The sequence below is a fragment of the Taurinivorans muris genome, assembly GCF_025232395.1.
Lineage (GTDB): Bacteria > Desulfobacterota > Desulfovibrionia > Desulfovibrionales > Desulfovibrionaceae > Taurinivorans > Taurinivorans muris.
The window spans coordinates 2,092,454-2,113,804 of the sequence record NZ_CP065938.1 but is presented as its reverse complement, the minus strand read 5'-3'; the positions used below and the strand labels follow the sequence as shown (position 1 = coordinate 2,113,804).

Here is a 21,351-nt window from a genome sequence, read left to right as displayed (position 1 = left end):
AATACTTCAATATATCCAACAAGTTACAAATTTCAACAATAACTTTATAAATAATTATACTGTACTATACCTTTTTTATTCATAACATACAATATTATTGCTTCTTATTTTATAAATATTATCTTAACATATCATTACAATAAATATTAATCTCCTTTTTTCTCAAGCGGCCATGCATAATTAAACAGCCGTTTTCCCTGCTTGCGTTTGAGAAAAAAATCGTCTATACTTTATTTTCCAAAAAATAATTGATCATTTTTCGAGGTATGCATGTTTGGAATCGGTTCTACGGAACTTTTATTGATTTTAGTTGTGGCATTGATTGTTTTGGGACCCAAGAACTTGCCTAAAATTGCCAATACCCTGGGAAAAGCTATGGGACAATTCCAAAAGGCCTCCCGCGATTTCCAGCGCACAATGAATACGGAAATAGCCCTTGAAGAAGAACAGGAAAAGAAAAAAGCCGAGCAGCAAAAACAGGCGGAAACCGCTTCCCCAATAAATGAAGAGACAAAAGCTTAATAAAGGATTTCTCCATGTGTCTGGATGATGAAGAAAACAATATCAAGCGAATAATCGGCAAAGAAGCCATTGCCTCCCGTCCTTTGTCCGAAGAACAAAACGGCGGACAACCGAAAGAACAAAATAATAAGCAAAACACCGAAAACACTGCGGACACAACCTCACAAAACAATAATACAAATCAAGAAGATAAAGAAAATACAGAAAACAAGAACACACGGCAGGACACACAAACTCAAAACACGCCGCAAAACGAAGCATTCACCCCTCCCGCAAAAATTTCAACACAAAACGACCCTGAAGAAAATCAAATGCCTCTTCTCTCCCATTTAGGGGAATTGCGCACCCGTCTGACACGTATCGTGATAATGGTATTGATCGGTTTTGTCGGCTTTTACGGCATATCGGAAACAGCCTATTTCTATTTGGCGGAACCGCTCACCCGCTTTTTGCCGGAAGGAAGCACACTTATTTATACCTCACCGCAAGGAGCGTTTTTCACGTATTTGAAAGTCGCCCTCATGCTTTCCATTCTGGGCACGAGCCCTTACAGTTTTTATCAAATTTGGGCATTTATCGCTCCGGGGCTGTATAAGGAAGAACAACGCGCGGTCTTGCCTTTGGCGTTTTTTTCCGCCTTTTTCTTTTTGGCAGGGGCAGCTTTTTGTTATTTTACCGTATTCCCGATCGCGTTTAAATTCTTTATGGGCTTTACCAGCGACATGATACGCCCGATGATCAGCATTGAAGAATACCTGAGTTTCGCCCTCAAGCTGATCATAGCCTTCGGGCTTGTTTTTGAAATGCCGCTTTTTGCTTATTTTCTTGCACGGTTACGCCTTCTTACGCCTCAAGCCATGCGCCGGAACAGAAAATACGCTGTTTTGCTTATTTTCATTATCGCGGCGATTTTAACGCCGCCCGATGTTTTTTCTCAAACCATGATGGCGATACCTATGCTTATCCTTTATGAAATAAGCATTTATATTGCAAAAGCCGCCAACAGGACAGCGGATAAAAACAAGAAAAAAGAAGAAGAGCAAAATACGGAAAAAAACGGCAAAACGCAAAATGATGCAGCAGAGGAAACACCGGCTGCATCCTTGGAAAAATCTGCTGCAACCAATACTTCTGACAGCTAAAACGGAAAAATTATGTCCACAACACAAAGAAAAGCAAACATTTCCCGCCGAACAAACGAAACAGACATAAGCCTCTGTCTCAATCTTGACGGCACAGGAAAAACCGCTGTCCAAAGCGGCATAGGTTTCTTAGACCATATGCTGACACTGCTCGCCTTTTGGGCGAAATTCGACTTGGAACTCACCTGCAAAGGCGATACGCACATTGATTTTCACCATACCATGGAAGATATAGGAATTTGCTTAGGCAAAGCCCTGCATGACGCCTTGCTCAGCCATAACGGCGCCAACGGCATCGAGCGTACCGGCTTTGCGAAAATTCCAATGGATGAAGCGTTGACGGAAGTTTGCCTCGACCTTTCCGGACGGGCATGGCTTGAATGGCGCAATGACGAGCTCTTGCCCCCTGTCATCGCCGGAGACGAAAAAGATATTTGGCGTGAATTTTACAAAGCATTCGCAAGCAGCGCGAAAATGAATTTGCACGTACAATTTCTTTATGGCAAAAACGGACACCACCTGCTTGAATCCGTAGCAAAAGGAATAGGCAAAGCCCTGCGCCGCGCTGTTGTTATCAATGATGAAACTGCCACAAGCACAAAAGGAAGTTTGGATTTATGAAAAAAATACTTTTGCTCGCCCTTGCCTTCATAAGTCTATGTGCGGCAGCCTGCCGCGAACAAGCGATAATCCCCGCGCTTCCCGCTCCCGTGACCATTGCCGTAGCCCCTTACAACCAGCCCACGAACGAGGCGCAGCTCTTGGCAGGCTACATTCCCAAAGAGCAAGGACTCGCCTCCGCAGTCGATTTCGCTCGTTATAATGAGCTATTAAAAGCAAAACTTCAAAAGACCCAAAGGAACTATATCTTTCTAACCCAAAGCGATTTAAGCGTTTCCATTCAAAGAGACAGCAAGAACCGCCCCAACGTCCTGGCAACATGGGCAAAAATCGCCCAAGATAAAAACGCCGATTACATCCTTGTTCCGCAAATTTTGGAACATGAAGAAAAACAAGGGGTAGGCGGAGATGTTTTCTCCCCCGCCCGTCTTATAGCGGATTTTTACCTTGTCAAAGCCCTGCATCCGGAAACGGAATCAAAAGACGGCTTTTTGCAGGCCCGCTCCCATTATCAAGAAATAAGCTTTATTAAGGTCAATGCGTCCGGTGAGGATTATGTCACCCCGAGACAGCGCCAAAACATCATTTATTTTGTCAATGAATCTATGAACAAGATGATACATGAATTTCATTTATCATTGCAATAGGATGCTTATATGATTATTTTCCCTGCGGTGGATTTGAAAAATGGCAAAGCCGTGCGTTTAAAACAAGGAAAAGCGGACCAAGTTTCCGTTTTTTCTGACGACCCGGTGCAAATGGCGAAGCATTGGCAAAGCCTTGGAGCCGGATACCTGCATTTAATCGATTTAGACGGCGCTTTTGAAGGAAAAAGCGTCAATGCGGAAATTGTCAAAGAAATTTGCCAAAAACTTGATATTCCCGTCCAGCTCGGAGGCGGAATACGCTCGGAAGAAATTGCTGATTTTTGGCTCAATTTAGGCGTAACCCGAATTATTATCGGCACAATGGCTCTTGAAAATTTTGCCCTGTTTGAAAAAATTTGTAAAAAATACCCCGGCAGAGTGGGTGTTTCCTTGGATGTTCAAGGAAAAAAACTCAAAACAAGAGGCTGGGTCGAAGATTCCGGCAAAGAAATTGATGAAATTCTGCCAAAACTGCAAAATGCCGGCTGCGCCTTTATCATTTATACCGATATAGAACGGGACGGCATGCACAGCGAACTTAATTTTGCCGAAATTGAACGCCTTGCGAAACTTTGCCCACTGCCCCTTATTGCCGCGGGCGGAGTTTCCACTATGGAAAGCGTTAAAAAGCTTTTGCCTCTTGCAAAAAATTCTTCACTGCAAGGAATTGTTTCCGGACGCGCAATTTACGAAGGCACGCTTGATTTTAACGAAGCGATAAATTTTATTAAAAAAAATTAAATTTACCAACCAAATAATTTATTATGAAGTTTTGGGCAGTTAAACCATCTACAAAAAGTCTAGATTTTTTCAAAATAGCCTAAAGGCTTTTTGCACACTGCCGATAATATTTTTGTTGAAACGACAGTCCAATACTAAAAGCGCCAACTTGGACTTCCGTTTTCTTCAGTGAACGGCTATGGAGGTTCTTATGAAGATAAGCAATAACAACGGATTTGAAACATATCCCATCGGCTTGAATGAAATTTCTTCCGCAAGTAAAATTGCAAAGCAGGAAGAAACAAAAAGCATTTTGCCGAATACGCAGCCGGCTCAGGATACGGTTTCTCTTTCCGAAGACGCAAAATATCATGCGCTGGCGAAAATTGAAGCTCTTGAAACACCTGATATTCGTACGGATAAGGTTCAGCGCCTCAAAACCATGATTGCAAACGGTACGTACGAATTTAATAGTATGGATACGGCAAAAGCCATTGTAAAAGACCTTTTTGCGCACAAGGAATTGCTTTTAGCGAACTAAATTTTCACAAACGGTTTAACGAAAGGCGGGATATTTTCCCGCCTTTCAGCTTTTAATAGCATAAAGCGCCCGTGCATTGTTTCCAAAATCATACAGCGTTTTTATTTCAAAAAATGCATAAGAAGAACATAGTTCCCGCAAAGCCCGCCCTTGGTCATAACCATGCTCAAGCAATATCAAACCGCCTTTCCGAAGAATTTTTTCACCCAAAGCAAGAATTTTTTCCGCATGATACAATCCTTGTATTCCTGCAAGAGAATTGCCTGAAACAAGGGCTGTTTTGGGTTCATATCCTTTTACCCCCTTATCCAATATCTCATATTCATAATCAGGAATATAAGGAGGATTGCTGGTAAGACAGTCGATTTTAGCTGTATGCAAAATCTCGAGTTCAAGCTTTTCAGAAAAATTCGTATCCGTAAAATCAGCCGTAAAAAAAGCGCATTTTTCTTGCAGACCCAGATTTTCGGCATTTTTTCGCGCAAGTTCCACGGCTTTTGGGTTTATATCGATTCCGACGCCGCAGGCGTTTCCGCATTCTTTTAATACGGATAATAAAATACAGCCGGTGCCTGTTCCCAAGTCAACAATTTGAAAATTTGATATTGCGCACGTTTTTTCCGAAGTATTCTCATTGTCTTTTTGGAAATAATAGAATTTTATCGCCTCATCCACTAAAATTTCCGTATCGGGACGCGGAATAAGCGTTGAATTATCCACAAGAAAATCATACCCGTAAAATTCTTTCCGCCCGACAATATATGCCAACGGCTCGCCATTTTTTCTTCTTTCAAAACAAGTTAAAAACGTTTCACGCTCCGATGCCGTCAGTTCGTATTCCTTATGGGATAAAAGAAAAACCTTATCTTTTTCCAACACAAAAGACAAAAGATGATACACTTCATTTGCCGCGTCGGCTAACCGTTCCATGCCGCAATCAAAGGAATTTTTCCCTTTTGCCTGCAAACAGGCGAAAAGTTCCTTGGCATATTCCGAAATAATGAAATGGATTGAAAACGTTTCCATAAAACCCTTCATTCCCTATTGTGAAAAATATCTTATCCCCAAAACCCCAATAAAATGAAAACCGTTTCCAACATAAAAAATAATGTGTGAAAAAGCAACGTTCAAAACATAGTCCCGAATTTTCATTTATGCGCAGTCATTCCATTACAGAATTAATATGTTGATTTTATAAAATTTTTTATCATTTAATTTGATTAAACACAAAAAATATAAAAAAAGTTAAAATATGTGAAAATATATACTTGCAATAATCTCAAAAAAGGATAAGATGATGACAACGATAAAATTGTGCTTTACAAATTTTATTAGGGAAATTTTAACAAGGAGAGTCGTATGTCTCAACATGATGAAAGCATCGTTATAGACAGAGCGAAAAGTAGTTGGTCTGATCTTTGGAAGAAAGAAGACTATTGGGCAATTTGGGTTGGTTTAGCCATCGCATTCTTTGCAATGTTTTTAATCCTTCCTTCAAAATCTGATTTCGTGCAAAAAATCCAAGCTCAGAATGACATCATTTCAGTAGAAAAAGCAAAACCATACGATACTGTTGCTTTAGTCGAAGCTAAAAAAGCTAAAAAAGCAATTATGGGTGGTTCTTTGCCTGCAATGAAAGAATTTAAATCTTATTTTGCAACCCCTAAAAAATGGAGCGGCAATCCTTTGGATTCCATGGTTCTTTCAAAAGAACAAGCTGACGCTTTGAATGCTGACAAAATGGATAAAGTAAATGAAGCCAAAGCTGCTGCAGCTGCCGCAAAAGAACTTGCCGTCACTGCCGATACCTTGGCTCAGGAAGCTAACTACCAAAATGCACAGCTCAATGCTGAAGCGGAAGAAGCGATCACCGCTTGGCAAAAAGCTGACAAAGCTTCTTCAAAACTTCAGGAAAAATTGGCAAAACCTTATAATCTTTTCCCTAAAATGATTATGCTTGGTATCGGTATCGCCCTTATCATGAGTATCGGTATCTTCTTCATGGGATTCAGCGTTGCGAAGTTCCTTATCGGTTTTGTCGGCGTATTCATTCTCTGCGTAATCGCTAACATTTTGGGTAAACACGCAGGCATGAGCTACTACGGATTGAATGCTGAAATTTGGTCTATCGTTCTCGGTATGCTTATCGCCAACACAATTAAAACTCCAAAATGGATGATGCCTGCCGTTCAAGTTGAATACTACATCAAAACCGGTCTTGTTCTTCTCGGTGGTGAAGTTCTCTTCACAAAAATCGTAGCCATCGGTATTCCCGGTATCTTCGTTGCCTGGATCGTAACGCCTATCGTTCTTATTTCCACTTATATCTTCGGTCAAAAGATATTAAAAATGGAATCCAAGACATTGAACATCACGATTTCTGCAGATATGTCCGTTTGCGGTACTTCCGCCGCTATCGCAACAGCTGCAGCCTGTCGCGCTAAAAAAGAAGAACTTACCCTTGCCGTTGGTCTTTCACTCACCTTTACGGCAATCATGATGATCGCTATGCCGGCTCTCATCAAGGCTATCGGCCTTGACCCGGTTCTTGGCGGTGCATGGATCGGCGGTACTATCGACTCAACCGGTGCTGTTGCCGCTGCAGGAGCTTTCCTTGGCGATACAGCAATGCAAGTTGCAGCTACCATTAAGATGATCCAAAACGTGCTTATCGGTGTGACCGCATTCTTCGTTGCTATTTACTTCACAACAAGAGTAGAACAAACTGCCGATGGCAAAGTCAGCCCAATGGAAATTTGGCACAGATTCCCTAAGTTCGTTCTTGGCTTCTTAGGCTTGTCCATCCTTCTTTCCTTCATGAGCGCAAGCTATGGCTCAGACCTTGCTTACTCCATCATTGACAAGGGTGTTGTCGATGTAACCAAGGGTCTTCGCGGATGGTACTTCGCTCTCGCGTTTATCTCCGTCGGTCTTGCTACCAACTTCCGTGAACTTGCGGTATACTTCAAGGGCGGAAAGCCATTCATTCTTTACGTTTGCGGTCAAACATTCAATATCTGCCTGACCATTCTCATGGCTTGGATCATGTTCGACCTCGCATTCCCGGAAATCAAGGCTTCCCTTTTGCAATAATGAACGGTTAGCCTAAACCATAAAGGCATGCGGTTTTCCGCATGCCTTTTTTATTTAACCGCTGAAAATTCAAATTAATAAAAAATGCTTGACAGTTATAAAAAATCAATATAAATAAATCTCGTTGAATACGGTTTTGCCGTTTTCAATGTTGCATTTATGCAACCTGTTATATACAGACGAAATTTATTGGTATATAGCCGGGTGGTCTTATTTGGCCTCCCTTTTTTTATTGCAAAAAATAAGGAAAAGCATGAAACCGGAAGAAAAAAATATCGGAAGGGCGAAGCTGCTGGACATTGTCCGGGAAGCTGCCGCTGTTGCCGCAAAAAGTTTCAATCTGAATATTTGGGGAATTGAACTTCTTGGCAGCGGAACCCGTCCTGTCGTGCGGATTTTTGTTGACACCCCATGGGAGAATAAAAGTATTCCATTCATAAAACCGCTCACCCGCGAAGAAAAAAGCAGACAAAAATCTGTCCACCCCATGGCACGGCAAAAAAATCAAGAAGAAGCCGAAGAAAATCTTTCCGAAGAATCCGGTGTCAATATTGACGACTGCGCTGAAATTTCCCGTCTTGTGGGACTCAGCCTGGAAGTTGAGGACATTTTTGCCGACGCATGGATTTTGGAAGTTTCATCTCCGGGTCTTGAACGGACGTTTTTTGAAATAAGCCAATTGCGTCCTTACATAGGACACCCTCTTGATATTACCCTTGAAACAGCACACAAGGATTTTGAAAACAGAAGAAAATTCACCGGAACATTGAAAAGCGTCCAAGCAAATGCATTCACCCTGACTTTGGATTCTCCGAACGGAACAGAATGCGTCATTGATTGGGAAAATGTAAAAAAAGCCCATTTGATACATGTTTTTCCGGAAACTACTCTCAGCAAAACAAATTCACGCAAATAAATGCGGAGGCTAACACATGAATTTGGAATTAAAAAAAGCGATTGATCAAATCAGCAAAGACAAAGGCATTGATCGGGCACAGCTGATCACAACCTTGGAAGACGCAGTAAGGACTTCCGTTGAACGCAGATACGGCGATGATTTGGATGTCGAAGTCCGTTTCAATGAAGACACGGGAGAAATTGATATTTATCAATTTAAAATCGTTGTGGAAGAAGTTGAAAACGAATTGACGCAAATCACTCTTGCCGAAGCTCGTGAACACGATCCCTCTGTTGGTTTGGATGATGAAATGGGCTTCCGCATGAAAATTGACGACCTTGGCAGAATTGCGGCGCAATCCGCCAAACAGGTCATTATTCAGCGCATGCGTGATGCCGAACAAGAACAAATTTATAATGAATACAAAGACCGTATCGGCGAAATTGTCAGCGGAATAACCCAGCGCCGTGACAAGGGCGGCTGGATTATCAATCTTGGCAGAACAGAAGCGCTCCTGCCCAAGGACGAACAAATCCCCAAAGAACACAATAAACGCGGCGAACGCACCCAAGCTCTCATCATTGATGTAAAAAAAGACGGAAGAGGTCCGCAAGTCATTATTTCCCGCGCCCACAGGGATTACCTCGCAGCCTTATTCCGCTTGGAAGTTCCGGAAGTTGACGACGGAACAGTCCAAATCATGGGGGTTGCCCGCGACCCCGGCTCCCGTGCTAAAGTCGCAGTCCTCACACGTGACAGGGATGTCGACCCGGTAGGCGCCTGTGTCGGTGTACGCGGCTCACGCATTCAAAATATCGTGCAGGAGCTCCATGGCGAACGCATTGACATCGTCGTTTGGAACCAAGACATCACGGTATATGCGAAAAACGCCTTGGCACCAGCCGTCATTACGAAAATTGTCGTGGACGAAGCTGAAAACCTGCTTGAAGTAACCGTTCCGGACGAACAGCTTACCAATGCCATAGGACGCAAAGGACAAAACGTAAAGCTTGCGGCTAAGCTTTTAGGTTGGAAAATTGATATTTTCTCCGAAACACGCTATAAGGAAGCCAATGGAATCGGCCGCGGCTTGGAACAAATTGCCAGTGTTGCTGAAATCAGTGTCGAACAATTGATAAAAGCCGGTTTCCAGAATTTAGACGATTTGCGCAATGCAAGCGATGAAGAAATTTCCGAAAAATTATCATTAACCCAAAACCGTATTGCGGAACTTCGTTCAGCGATCAGTTTCCTTACCCCCGTGATCGAGGGTAATGAAGAATAACGGTTCAACCTGCTTTTTTGGCAAAATGAAAAAAGAAAAACATATACCGATGCGAATGTGTGTATTTTGCAGAAAGAAATTTGCCAAAAAAGACAGTATACGTTACGTGTTTTCCCGAGAAAACGAGGAACAGTATGGGGGAACACTTGAGGTGGATTTAGCCCAAACAAAAGAAGGGCGTGGCTATTATGTTTGTTCCTCAGAAGAATGCCAACAAAAAATTACCCAAAAAGGCTCTATCCGTCGCAAGCGTAAAGGGGCATAAGATTATGAGTGAAAAAATGAAAATAAAAGATTTAGCTCAAGAACTTGGTATAAATGTGAAAGAGCTGCAAAAAGACTGCAGCAAGCTCAATATTGAAGCAACAAAGTCAACGCTGACAGAAGATGACGTGCAAAAAATAAAAGAATACAGACAGGCTCACGCCAACGACAAAATAGAACAGCGTGAAACCGAGTCCGGAGTCATTGTTCGCCGCCGCAAAACAGAACCGGCAAAAGCGGAAACCAAAAAAGAAGAGAAAAAGCCTGCCGAAGCAAAAGCTGACGCTCAAAAAACAGCTGCTGACGAACAAACCGAAAAAACCGAAAAAGGTTCCAAAACGGCTGAAAAAACAAGCGGCAAAACCGCCGGTAAAACAGCAGGAAAAGCAAGCGCCAAACCTGCGGAAAAAGACGCGGAAGCAAACGACGTAAAAGCAGAAAAACCCAAAACGGCGAAAGCGGCAAAAACGAAAAAAGTTATTGATACCCCTGCAAAAATCATCACTCCTGCAAAAACTGAACAAGTCAAGAAAGCAGAAGCAAAAGCTGAAGACAACGCTGAAGCAGCGGCGGAAAACAAAACCGAAGTTAAAGCTGAAACCGTGGCTGAAACCGTAAAAGAAGCTGTCCAAACGGAAACAAAGCAAGATAAGCCTAAAACGGAACAAAAAACAGCCCCGAAAGAAGATACCCGTCCAAGGGAAGCGAAAAAAGCTCCGCTTGTGTCAGCTGTGCCGGACAATACCGCGACAAAAAGCATTCTACCCCCTGTCGGCACAAAGAAAACTGAAGCGCCGGAAGCCAAAAAAGATATTTCCCAAGTACGTGTCATTTCCCGTCCGGAACAAGGCGCCCGTATCATTGAAAGAGCGGAACGCCCGAACCGTAGCGACAGAAACGAAAACAGAGGCGACAGAAATTCCCGCAATGACAGGGCTCCCCGCGCTGACAACAGAAATGACAGAAACCGCGGTGAACGCCGTCAAGGGGACGACAGACCGCGCAATGCCAATGCGCCCCAAAGACGCGACAACCCCCGTTTCCAAGGCATGGACAAGGATAAGGACGCGCCGCAGCAAACGGCCCGTCCAAAACAAAACAAGTCCCCTTCTTTCAAAATGAACGATGCGTTCATGCCGCAGATTGAAAACGAGCAAAGCCGCAAAAAACGCAATAAAAATCGCCGCACTGTCGAATTCAGCCAAACGGAAACAGGCGATAATTTCCGCCGCCGCAGTAACAATGCCAATGCGTTCATGCTGGACGACGAAGAAACGGTACGCTACCGCAACCGTTCCAAAAAGAGCAAAAACAAACAGCAGGCGGTGCAGCCTACGACACAGCCCATGAAAGCCACAAAGCGGAAAGTCCGTTTTGAAGAAGCTATCCGTGTTGCGGATTTAGCCCACCAAATGAGTTTAAAATCCAATGAAATCATCAAGGTTTTATTCAATCTTGGCGTTATGGCGACTATCAACAGTTCTCTCGACCTCGACACGGCTACTCTTGTCGCCTCCGAATTTGGCTATGAAGTGGAAAAAGTGGGCTTCTCCGAAGAAAACTACCTTGTTCCTGCCGAAATCGACAGCCCGGAAAGCTTGCTTCCCCGTCCTCCTGTCGTAACCATTATGGGACACGTCGACCACGGCAAGACCTCCCTGCTTGACGCCATCCGCAAAACCAGCGTCACCAGCGGCGAAGCAGGCGGCATAACCCAGCATATCGGCGCATACCATGTAAAAACCAAACGCGGAGACATTGTGTTTTTAGATACTCCGGGACACGAAGCGTTCACAGCCATGCGTGCGCGCGGGGCGCAAGTCACCGACCTTGTCGTCCTTGTTGTCGCAGCGGATGACGGTGTTATGGAACAAACCCGCGAAGCCATAAACCACTCAAAAGCGGCCGGCGTTCCCATTCTCGTCGCCGTAAACAAAATTGACAAGGAATCCGCAAATCCCGACAGAGTGCTGCAGGAACTCGCCTCTCTCGGACTGCAGGCAGAAACATGGGGCGGCGATACCGTTGTCGGCTATGTTTCCGCAAAAACAGGACAAGGACTTGACGAACTCTTGGAACTTATCGCCCTGCAAGCGGAAATTTTGGAATTGAAAGCAAATCCGAATAAACCAGCCCGCGGTCGTGTTGTCGAAGCGAAACTTGACAAAGGACGCGGTCCTGTGGCGACGGTTCTTATCCAAGAAGGAACGCTCAAACAAGGCGATGCTTTTGTCTGCGGCGTTTTTGCCGGTCGTGTGCGTGCGTTTTTCAACGATCAGGGCAAAAAGGTGAAAGAAGCAGGACCATCCATTCCTGTTGAAATTCAAGGTTTTGACGGCGTGCCGGAAGCAGGCGAGGAATTTATTTGCCTGGCTGATGAAAAAGCCGCCCGCCGTATTGCGGAATCCCGTGCTATCAAACAACGCGAAAAAGAACTTGCGAAACAATCACGCGTTACCCTTGAAACGTTCCTTGCAAGCACGCCGAACGACAGTGAAGCGAAGGTTCTTAATCTTGTCCTCAAAGCCGACGTTCAAGGCTCTCTTGAAGCCATTACCGACGCGCTTGTCAAACTGGGCACGGACAAAGTCCGCATTTCCGTCATCCATAGCGGCGCAGGAGCTATCACGGAAACGGACATCATGCTTGCGGCGGCTTCCCATGCCATTATTTTAGGCTTTAACGTCCGCCCGACTGCGAAAGTGAAAGAAGTTGCGGAACGGGAAGGCGTCGATATTCGTTTCTACGATATCATTTACAAGCTTGTGGAAGAAATCAAAAGCGCCATGGCGGGCATGCTCGCGCCTGTAAGCAAAGAAGTTTACTTGGGACAAGCGGAAATCCGCCAAACATTCAGTGTGCCGAAAATCGGCGTCATCGCCGGCTGCATGGTCACGGACGGCAAAATGCAGCGCAACGGCGGCATCAGGCTTCTGCGTGACGGCGTTGTTGTTTACACAGGTAAAATCGCTTCTCTCCGCCGCGTGAAAGACGACGTGAAAGAAGTCGCCAAAGGTTTTGAATGCGGTATCGGTCTTGAAAACTTCAATGACATCAAAACAGCTGATGTTCTGGAATGTTTTGAAATGATTGAAGAAGCCGCGACCCTTGACTAAAACCTTTCTCAATAACCAACGGAAAAGCCTTGCAGTTTTGTGAGGCTTTTTCCATAATTGCTTTTTTGCGGCATGCTTGCAATACCCAAAAAGTGAGGACATATGGCTCGGTTAACCGCCCGATACGAAAACGGCATTTGTGTTGATATTGAAATAAAACGCGAAAACGCCCTTCCTTTCCAAATGCTGGGAAACGGAGGCAAAAACCGCGAACTTGCAATACTTCCGAAAGATTTTGACCAAACAAAACATTTGGCGGTCTTTCTTGGTTACGGAATGGGTATCGCCTTTGCAGAATTTCGCAGACGCTATCCCGCAGCTCCCCTTGCTATTGTTGACAAAGAACAGGATATTTTGGAAGCGTTGAATTTTTCCTGTCCGGAAGGCGTGCTGCTCATCAGCGAACACGACAAAAAGGAAGCCATTACCAAGCTTACGAAATGGCAGGAAAAAAATCAAAAAAAAGCTCTTTATCCTGTCATAAACCCTTTTTATCAGCGTCTTGACAGGGAATATTACGGTTTTTTGCGTGAACACGCGGCTGCCAGCCAAAAATTCAATTTTTGGGATAAAGCGAAATACGCGAAATTCCAATCTTCCTCACCAAAACTTTTGCTTATTTCATCCAAATATTTTCTTATGGGCGAAGTGGAAACGGCCTGTAAGAATTTAAAACTCGAATACCGCCATATCCAGCTCGGCAATGATGAAATCGCCCATTCCGAATTTGTCAGACAATTATTGGAAGAAATCGTTTCCTTCAAGCCGGACGCCCTCATCACCCTCAACCATTTGGGCGTTGACCGTGAAGGGGTTTTGATGGATTTGATCAACAAATTGGAATTGCCTTTCATTTCTTGGTTTGTCGATAATCCTCATCTCATTCTCTATTCCTATGAAGGGCTCACTTCTCCGTTCCTGCATATTTTCACATGGGATTTCGACAATGTTCCAAGCCTGAAAGCCAAAGGGTTCAATAACGTGTATTATTTGCCCCTTGGAACGGACGCTGAACGCTTCAATCCCAAAAATAAAGAAAAACTCGTCGCTCCCGCATGGAAAAGTCCTGTTTCCTTCGTGGGCAATTCCATGATTGACAAGGTGCAAAAACGCTTGGATGCCTGCAATCTTCCAAAACGCTTGTATGCTGATTTTTTCGCCCTTGCCAAAGACTTTATTTCCTCCCCGAAAAGAATTGCCGAAAAATTCATCCTTGATGACGGAAAACAACTTTTTCCGGCACTTATCAAACATTATCAGGAGCAATTCGATACGGAAGAGAAACTCGCCTTTGAAACAGGCATGACATGGGAAGCCACACGCGTTTACAGGCTTGAGTGCGTAAAACAGACCCTTGATTTCAATCCGCTGCTTGTGGGCGACCATGGCTGGAATGTTTTTTTGGAAAAAGAAAAACGCCCGTGGCGCTGGCACGCCCCTATCAATTATTACGACCAGCTCCCCTATTTTTATCCCCATTCAACCATAAATTTCAACTGTACCAGCATGCAGATGAAAGGAGCGTCCAATCAGCGGATTTTGGATGTCCCTGCGACAGGTTCTTTTGTGATAACCGATTACAGGGAACAAATGGAAAATATGTTCGATATTGGCGAAGAAATTATTTGCTATAAGAATAATGAAGAAATTCCTGACCTTATACGCTATTACCTCAATCACGGGAAAGAAAGGGAAGCCATTGTCCGGAAAGGACGCGAACGTGTTCTCAAATGCCACACATGGACGCACAGGATGAGCGAAATCTTATCTGTCATGAAGGAATGGTATGGCAGAACTCAATACTGATCTCCTGATTATCGGCGGAGGAGTCACAGGGCTTTGCACCGCCTACCTTTGCCGAAAGAAAAATATTGACTGCACGCTCATAGAATCCCAGGAAACACTTGGAAAAAAATGGCGTTTGGCGGGCGGGGCAATGGGAAATATGACCAATAGGACCATAAGCCCCGAACACTATGTCAGCCATAACTCCAAACAAGCCAAAAAGCTTTTGCAAACGCTTTTCAAATCATGGACGACGGAACATGTTCTCGCCTTTATGCATGAAATGGACATGGAATATGAAGAACGCGATTTCGGACAGATTTTCTGCAAAAAACCGGTAAAAAACCTTATCGGCACACTCGTACAATCACTTGCGAAAACCCGCATTCTGACAAATGAAAAAATCCAAAGTTTTTCCTGCGAGCAAAAAGACCCAAAAAAACATTATATCATACAAACAAAAACGCATACCATTAGATGCGGCAAACTGGTTATCGCAACAGGTTCAAGCGCGTATCCGCAATTGGGAGCAAGCGATTTCGCCCTGCAAGTAGCCCGAAAATGGGGACACAAAACATTTCCGTTCCGTTCCGCCCTCGCCCCGCTGCTTTTGCCGGAACACTCCCCTTTACTCGGCTTAGAGGGCATATCTCTGCCCGTACGCATGAAAAGTTTTCGGGACGGACAGGAAAAAGCGGACCCTTGCGGCATAAGGGCTCTTCTTTTCACGCATACCGGTTTAAGCGGTCCCGCAGGCTTGGTCATTTCCTGCTTATGGAAAGACGGAGAAACAATTTCCATAAATTTTTTGCCGGAAGACAATCTTTTGGAAAAAATGCACGATACGGCAAACGGGAAAAAATTAGTCAAAAATCTAATCCTGCCCCTCATGCCCGACAGACTTGCTTATACGCTTATGCCGAAAGACTTGCAAGAACGAAAAATAGCCGAACTTTCAAAAAAAGACCGTGAACGCCTTATCGCATCCATACAAAATTATCAGTTCATTCCCAAAGGGATTGACACATTCAAAAAAGCCGAAGCCTGTATCGGGGGCATTGAACTTGACGGCGTGACGGCGAACCTTGAAAGCAAGCTGCACGAAAATCTTTATTTCGGCGGGGAATGCCTTGACATTACGGGACTTTTAGGCGGATACAACATCCATTTCGCCCTTGCCTGCGCCCATAAAATCGCAAGCAAAATATGATTTCTTGCTTTTTTTTATAAAATATTTTAATCTGATCATATTCTTTTTAAGGAAATACCATATGGAACCCATAAAAGCTACAAGAATAGCAAAGATTGATACTATCGCGCAAAAACTCTGCGACATGGATTCACTGAAAAACGTGCTCCATTGCGGAGAATGCGAACATCCCATGCCCTCTCATGAAGCATTAAAAGAAATTGTAAGCCGCATTAAAGCTATTGTTTTTCCGGGATATTTTGGACCATCGCAAGTCCATATCGAATCACTCGGCTACCATATCACGGCAAGTCTTGACAGCACCTACCGGCTTCTTACGGAACAAATACGCCGCGGCGGCTGTTTCGCTTGCGCCGATTATTCCAAAGACAAAAGAGGCTGTGAAAAGGCCTCCGCAGAAATCGCCATGCAATTTATGGAAAAATTGCCTGAAATCCGCCGCCTGCTCGCTCTGGACGCGCAAGCCGCCTATGAGGGCGACCCCGCAGCGGTAAGCCCCGGAGAAACCATTTTCTGCTATCCGTCAATGCTTGTCATGACCCACCACCGTATCGCCCACGAACTGTACAAACTGAATGTGCCCATCATTCCGAGAATGATTTCCGAAATGGCGCATTCCCATACCGGAATTGATATTCACCCCGGAGCGAGCATAGGCGAACGTTTCTTTATCGACCACGGTACCGGCGTCGTTATCGGCGAAACCTGTATCATAGGTTCTAACTGCCGTATTTACCAAGGTGTGACATTGGGCGCTTTTTCCTTTGACAAAGCAGATGACGGCACGCTGGTTAAAGGAATAGCCCGCCACCCGATTTTGGAAAACAATGTGACCGTTTATGCCGGCGCTTCCATTTTAGGACGCATCACCATCGGCGAGGGCGCTGTTATCGGCGGCAACGTATGGCTCACCAAAAGCGTGGCTGCCGGTGAAAAAATAGTGCAGAGCCACGGCTCAAAAGCAAAAGAAGGCGAACCGTTAAAAGGACATGCCTAGGAGTTTTCATGCAGGAACGACAGCTTAGCACGATTTGGGCTTTTTTGCTCGGTTTATGTTGGCCCGGAGCTTCATTATTATGTGTAGGAAAAGCCAAACATGCTCTCCTCATCGGATTTTTACTTGTGTTTTACGCTTTTTTCCTTGCATTCATGCCTGTCCGCTTCATCATCCTCACCCTCTACCTCTATATCATTGTTCACGCCATCGCCCTTCTTTACGGACTCACCATAGGCTTGTTGGAAGCGAGAAAACCCAAAAAAGAAATCATGGTGCAGGATATGGCTTCAGAAATGTTTTTCTTTCTTGTTTTCATGCTCTCAACAATTTTTCTGATCTTCAATACTCCGGTAAAATTTTATAAAGTGCAGCAGGATTTTGCCCATGTGGGCGAAAACGATATCGTTGTCGTTCAAGAAAAAATTCCCCTTATCGGACACCATTACAACGATTCCGTCATTTTTTACACGGATAATTTCGAGGAACGCTTGGGGGTTGTCAAAGCCGTTGCAGGCGATGTTTTGGAATTTAATGACGGTATTTTATACAGAAACGGGAACGAACTGGCTAAAATCGCCTCATTCCCTATTAAAAAATTCATTGTTCCAGACAACTTACTGCTTATTGAACATGATAAGGAAAAAGATATTCATGTGAAAGAAGATGAACAGTTTGAAACCCAAGACACAAAAACCCTTACATTCCTGACCGCCCACCGGATAAAAGGAAAAGCCCTGTTCGTCCTTTACAGCACTTCCTTGAAAAACATAGGAAAACGGCTGGTCTTCGCCACCGTCGCAAGATAAAATCATTTTTAAATTAACCAGTTAATTTTTATAATTAACTTGTTATATTAAAAGCAAAAAGCCCGATCTTCATGAAACGTATCGGGCTTTTTTTTCATAACGTCATTATCCGACGAAAAAAGATTGTTTCCCCATACAAGAAAACAATCTTTTCATCAATGAATTTTCAGTTCAATCAAACAATCAATCTAACTTGTCAGCATAAACGGAGTTGCATTCCGGTTCCGCATTTGCACATGGCAGATTTTCCCACATCACGGCAGCAGGAAACTCTTCCGGAGAATGCTTGCTTAGCATTGAACCGAAGAAAAGCCCCAAGAAACTGAACAGGAAACCGAAAATCGTTTGGTCGAAAGTTATGCCGAGCAAAGGCCAGATTAACGTTGAAACCAATCCGCCGACCATGCCGCACAAAACACCGGTTTTTGTCGTTCTCTTTACAAACATGGTTGCGAGGAAAGGAAGAACGAGCGTTGTCGCCGTAAGACGCAGCACCCATTGGTAAATAGCCAGAATACCGCTGAAATACATTGCAACGATGAATGCGGCAAGAGCAACAAACAACACGGTAATACGCGATACAAACAAAATTTGCTTATTGGTTGCATCGGGATTGATCAATCTTCTGTACAGGTCGTGGGTCAAGCTTGAACTGCCTTGCAGGATAAACGAATCCGCACCCGTCACAAGAGCGGCGAGAAGCGCGCAATAAATAAATCCGCCGATATAAGGAGGAAGCAAATCTTTCACCACCCTTGAAAAGATCATGTCACCATTGATATCCGCCGGTAAAAATAAACGTGAAGCAACGCCGATAATGCAGGGCATCAATAAAATGAATGAACAAATCAAAACAGCCGTCACGTTCGCTCTAAAAGAAATTTTTTCTGTTTTGGCGGCAAAAATACGCTGCCAGCTTGATTGCCACATCAAATAAAAAGGTCCCACAGACAAGAAATATAAAAATACTTCCTGATAACCGAACGGTCCCGCCGGTGATAAATATTCTGGAGGGGTCACTTCTATGATATGTTCAAAGCCGCCTGCAAATTTTACGGTTGCCATGGTAAGAATAATAATGCCTGTCACAATGATGATCGCCTGCAGCGCATCGGTAATGATGGTTCCCGGCAAACCGCCCAAAACGGTAAAAGCAAAAATAAGCGCCGTGGAAAGGATAAGCCCAGTAGTCGGGTCCAAACCGAAAATAGTCGTCCAAATGGTGTTCATTGCGATATACTGCATCGCTGTTGTCGGAATGGCATAAATGAATGCGGACAAAATAGAGGGAATGATACCCACTTTAGGACCGAAACGCTGTCCGAAAAGGTCAGCCAAGGTATAGAGCCTTTGTCTTCTCAAACACTTGCCGAACACGATAATCAAAAGAAGAGTGAAGAAAATGCTTGCGAAAGAAAAACGAAGGTATGCGGACATACCGACATTAAACGCAAGTCCTACCGTGCCGATAAATACGGACGCGCCGCACCATGTGCTGATAACCGTGCCGACAATAGGCCAAAAGCCCATATTCCAGCCACCGATAAGATAATCGTCAGCTGATTTCACTTTCATAAAATAGTAAAACCCGATACCGAACATAATCGCAAAATAAACGACTATGTAGCTTAAATACCAAGAAAATCCTTCAATCATAAAAGCCCCTCTCTATTTTTTTATTGGTTTTATGCTTTATAAACAATCTTTCCGCCGCAAACAGTCATGCAAATTTTCGTATCGATGATAGTTTCGGGAGCAATTTTTTCAATATCACGTTCAAGAACAACCATATCGGCGTAATATCCCGCTTTTAAGGCTCCTCTGTCATTTTCCGACAAACAGCAAAGAGCCGCGTGAGTCGTATACGCCTGCAGCGCTTGATATGGAGTGATTTTTTGATCTTCACCGTAAATTTTTCCGCCGCTGCTTTTTCTGTTTACCGCCGTATTGATACTTTCAAGAACCATGATAGGAAGAACGGGACTGTCGGAATGCAGGGAAAACGGCATATCGCGGCGGACGGCGGAACCTGCCGGATTCATGCGACCGGTACGTTCCGGTCCCAAGAAAATACTTGCGTGCCTGTCGCCCCAAACAGAAATATGCTGTCCAAAAAACAACGGTATTATTCCTATGGCTTTCATGCGGTCCAGCTGATCTTCCCGGACGGTTTGAGCGTGAATAAGCAAGTGGTTTAATCGTACAGGCGACTTTTCATACGCCTTTTCAAAGGCTTGGATAACCCCTTCTGAAGCTTGATCTCCATTGGTATGAACAGCGACTTGAACACCCATCAAATGATATTTTTCAATAATTGCGTCAATTTCTTCCTGAGGGAATAAAACGCTGCCCTTATATCCCGGTTTTGAATAATAATCTTCGCTTAATGCGGCGGTGAAAGCCTGAATCGAGCCATCGGTAAAATATTTCAATCCCCCGAATTTCAGGTAGTCGCTTCCAAAATTCCATAAGCCGTATTGGGCGAATGTTTCCATAACGCCGGGCATGAAATGCAAATATGCGCGGGCGGTCAATTTTCCCTGTCTTTCCAAATCCAAAAAACAGCGCATTGTTTTTTCCGGATTGGCGCTAAGCCCGATACCCCCCACATGGAATGTGGTGATGCCAACAGCGTTATAGTTATGAACCGCTTGTTCGATTAATTCTTTTAAACGCTCTTCTGTCGGTTCGGGCAAATATGCTATGGTTTCAAAAAAGGCGAATTCTAATAGCAAACCCGTAGGTTCGCCGTCTTCGCCGATAACATATTCCCCGCCCTCAACCTTATTGTTTTTTGTTATTCCTAATTTTTTAATCGCATAGCTATTGATATAACCAAGATGTGTTGAAATATGGAAAACAATGACAGGATGTTCCGTACTTACCTTATCCAAATCATGCTTATCCAAATGCCTGTTGTCCTGCAGTCCGGTATCGTCGTAACAATAGCCGATAACCCACTCGCCCTTGGGGGTTGCATGAGCTTTTTCTTTTAATTTATTGATAACGGTATCGATTGTTTTAAGACTCAAATCGCAGGAAACCCGTTCCAATGCCAATGCGCACATATCCAAATGGCTATGGGTATCGATAAAACCGGGATAAGCGACTTTTCCCTGCAAATCTATCACTTCATGCGGAACATTTTTCACATATTCCAAAATTTCGCTTTTTTTGCCCAATGCTTCAATTTTTCCGGCGCTTACGCAAACCGCTTCAACTTCCGGATTATTTAAATCCATAGTTTTAATCACACCGTTTACGAAAATCGTCTTTTGCTGAACAAACATACTCCCCCCCATTTTTTATTGTGAAACAACAGAAAAAAACATCAATGAAACGAATAATGACAACAGACAGCAAATATGCACAACCCGCCTTTTCTCTTGTCTAACCTATATATATATATATAGCAAGCAAATTTTCTCACTATCAAAAGATATTCCGCATTATAACAGTGTGATGATTATTGTTCAGACAGTCCCATAAAAGACCAATTCGCTTTTCATGGTTATTTCACAACACACTGTGTTAAAAACAAAAAAAAACACATCCCTAAAAAAGGATGTGTTCCTGAATGCCGCTTTTGATTGCTTGTGCGAACGGTCGGTTTTCAATAACTCATTTGATAAAGGAAGGAATTTTTTTATTCCATGAAAAAACAAAGAGAAGAATTAAGAGAAGTCAAGCTTAAGGTATCAATG

General features: G+C 43.8%; 17 protein-coding genes and 2 pseudogenes. 16 read left to right on the top strand and 3 right to left on the bottom strand.

Annotation, left to right across the window (positions count from 1 at the left end; all coding sequences use genetic code 11):
• Positions 1–270: 270 nt before the first annotated feature.
• From tatB to flgM, 6 genes are all read left to right on the top strand, one after another.
• Positions 271–522 carry a Sec-independent protein translocase protein TatB gene (gene tatB / locus JBF11_RS09790; protein WP_334315294.1) on the top strand — a complete coding sequence of 84 codons (252 nt, stop codon included), beginning with the start codon at positions 271–273 and terminating at the stop codon, positions 520–522.
• A gap of 311 nt (positions 523–833) precedes the next feature.
• Entirely contained in the window at positions 834–1,664 is an 831-nt protein-coding gene (gene tatC, locus JBF11_RS09785; RefSeq protein WP_417168639.1) for a twin-arginine translocase subunit TatC, read from the top strand.
• A gap of 12 nt (positions 1,665–1,676) precedes the next feature.
• On the top strand, positions 1,677–2,285 hold the full coding sequence (hisB, locus tag JBF11_RS09780) for an imidazoleglycerol-phosphate dehydratase HisB (RefSeq protein ID WP_334315292.1): 609 nt from the start codon (positions 1,677–1,679) through the stop codon (positions 2,283–2,285).
• The gene (locus tag JBF11_RS09775; protein WP_334315291.1) at positions 2,282–2,932 is read left to right on the top strand and encodes a hypothetical protein; all 651 of its coding nucleotides are present in this window, start codon (positions 2,282–2,284) and stop codon (positions 2,930–2,932) included. The genes hisB and JBF11_RS09775 overlap by 4 nt, the downstream gene beginning before the upstream one ends.
• 9 nt (positions 2,933–2,941) lie before the next feature.
• Positions 2,942–3,673 (top strand): 1-(5-phosphoribosyl)-5-[(5-phosphoribosylamino)methylideneamino]imidazole-4-carboxamide isomerase, encoded by a 732-nt coding sequence (gene hisA / locus JBF11_RS09770; protein ID WP_334315290.1) that lies wholly within the window; start codon positions 2,942–2,944, stop codon positions 3,671–3,673.
• Between the two features lie 190 nt (positions 3,674–3,863).
• The gene (flgM, locus tag JBF11_RS09765) at positions 3,864–4,193 is read left to right on the top strand and encodes a flagellar biosynthesis anti-sigma factor FlgM (protein ID WP_334315289.1); all 330 of its coding nucleotides are present in this window, start codon (positions 3,864–3,866) and stop codon (positions 4,191–4,193) included.
• Positions 4,194–4,238: 45 nt separating this feature from the next.
• Here the strand turns inward: flgM and prmC are convergent, their stop codons facing one another.
• Positions 4,239–5,219: a peptide chain release factor N(5)-glutamine methyltransferase gene (gene prmC / locus JBF11_RS09760; RefSeq protein ID WP_334315288.1), complete on the bottom strand. Its 981-nt coding sequence runs from the start codon at positions 5,217–5,219 to the stop codon at positions 4,239–4,241.
• Between the two features lie 333 nt (positions 5,220–5,552).
• Here prmC and JBF11_RS09755 point away from each other — a divergent pair, with 333 nt between their 5' ends.
• The 10 genes and pseudogenes from JBF11_RS09755 (at position 5,553) to JBF11_RS09715 (ending at position 17,647) form a co-directional block, all read left to right on the top strand.
• Positions 5,553–7,286, top strand: coding sequence for a YeiH family protein (locus JBF11_RS09755; RefSeq protein ID WP_334315287.1), 1,734 nt, complete (start codon positions 5,553–5,555; stop codon positions 7,284–7,286).
• A 253-nt stretch (positions 7,287–7,539) separates the two neighbouring features.
• A complete protein-coding gene (locus tag JBF11_RS09750; protein WP_334315286.1) occupies positions 7,540–8,202 on the top strand; it encodes an LSm family protein in 663 nt (220 codons plus the stop codon).
• A 16-nt stretch (positions 8,203–8,218) separates the two neighbouring features.
• Positions 8,219–9,469, top strand: a complete 1,251-nt coding sequence (nusA, locus tag JBF11_RS09745) for a transcription termination factor NusA (protein WP_334315285.1) — start codon at positions 8,219–8,221, stop codon at positions 9,467–9,469.
• A complete protein-coding gene (locus tag JBF11_RS09740) occupies positions 9,459–9,734 on the top strand; it encodes a YlxR family protein (protein WP_334315284.1) in 276 nt (91 codons plus the stop codon). The genes nusA and JBF11_RS09740 overlap by 11 nt, the downstream gene beginning before the upstream one ends.
• A pseudogene (locus JBF11_RS10160) lies at positions 9,658–9,870 on the top strand (translation initiation factor IF-2 N-terminal domain-containing protein); the annotation flags it as partial. The gene JBF11_RS09740 and the pseudogene JBF11_RS10160, both read left to right, overlap by 77 nt.
• Before the next feature lie 1,014 nt (positions 9,871–10,884).
• Positions 10,885–12,849: pseudogene (gene infB, locus JBF11_RS10155) on the top strand (translation initiation factor IF-2); the annotation flags it as partial.
• Between the two features lie 102 nt (positions 12,850–12,951).
• Positions 12,952–14,655: a CgeB family protein gene (locus JBF11_RS09730; protein WP_334315283.1), complete on the top strand. Its 1,704-nt coding sequence runs from the start codon at positions 12,952–12,954 to the stop codon at positions 14,653–14,655.
• Positions 14,636–15,844, top strand: a complete 1,209-nt coding sequence (locus tag JBF11_RS09725; protein ID WP_334315282.1) for an aminoacetone oxidase family FAD-binding enzyme — start codon at positions 14,636–14,638, stop codon at positions 15,842–15,844. The genes JBF11_RS09730 and JBF11_RS09725 overlap by 20 nt, the downstream gene beginning before the upstream one ends.
• A gap of 61 nt (positions 15,845–15,905) precedes the next feature.
• Positions 15,906–16,841 carry a serine acetyltransferase gene (locus JBF11_RS09720; protein WP_417168621.1) on the top strand — a complete coding sequence of 312 codons (936 nt, stop codon included), beginning with the start codon at positions 15,906–15,908 and terminating at the stop codon, positions 16,839–16,841.
• An 8-nt stretch (positions 16,842–16,849) separates the two neighbouring features.
• Positions 16,850–17,647 carry a S26 family signal peptidase gene (locus JBF11_RS09715; protein ID WP_334315281.1) on the top strand — a complete coding sequence of 266 codons (798 nt, stop codon included), beginning with the start codon at positions 16,850–16,852 and terminating at the stop codon, positions 17,645–17,647.
• A gap of 183 nt (positions 17,648–17,830) precedes the next feature.
• On the opposite strand, the gene JBF11_RS09710 is transcribed toward JBF11_RS09715, so the two are convergent.
• Positions 17,831–19,303 (bottom strand): sodium:solute symporter family protein, encoded by a 1,473-nt coding sequence (locus JBF11_RS09710; RefSeq protein ID WP_334315280.1) that lies wholly within the window; start codon positions 19,301–19,303, stop codon positions 17,831–17,833.
• A gap of 29 nt (positions 19,304–19,332) precedes the next feature.
• Positions 19,333–20,937 (bottom strand): amidohydrolase, encoded by a 1,605-nt coding sequence (locus JBF11_RS09705; RefSeq protein WP_334315279.1) that lies wholly within the window; start codon positions 20,935–20,937, stop codon positions 19,333–19,335.
• Between the last annotated feature and the right edge of the window lie 414 nt (positions 20,938–21,351).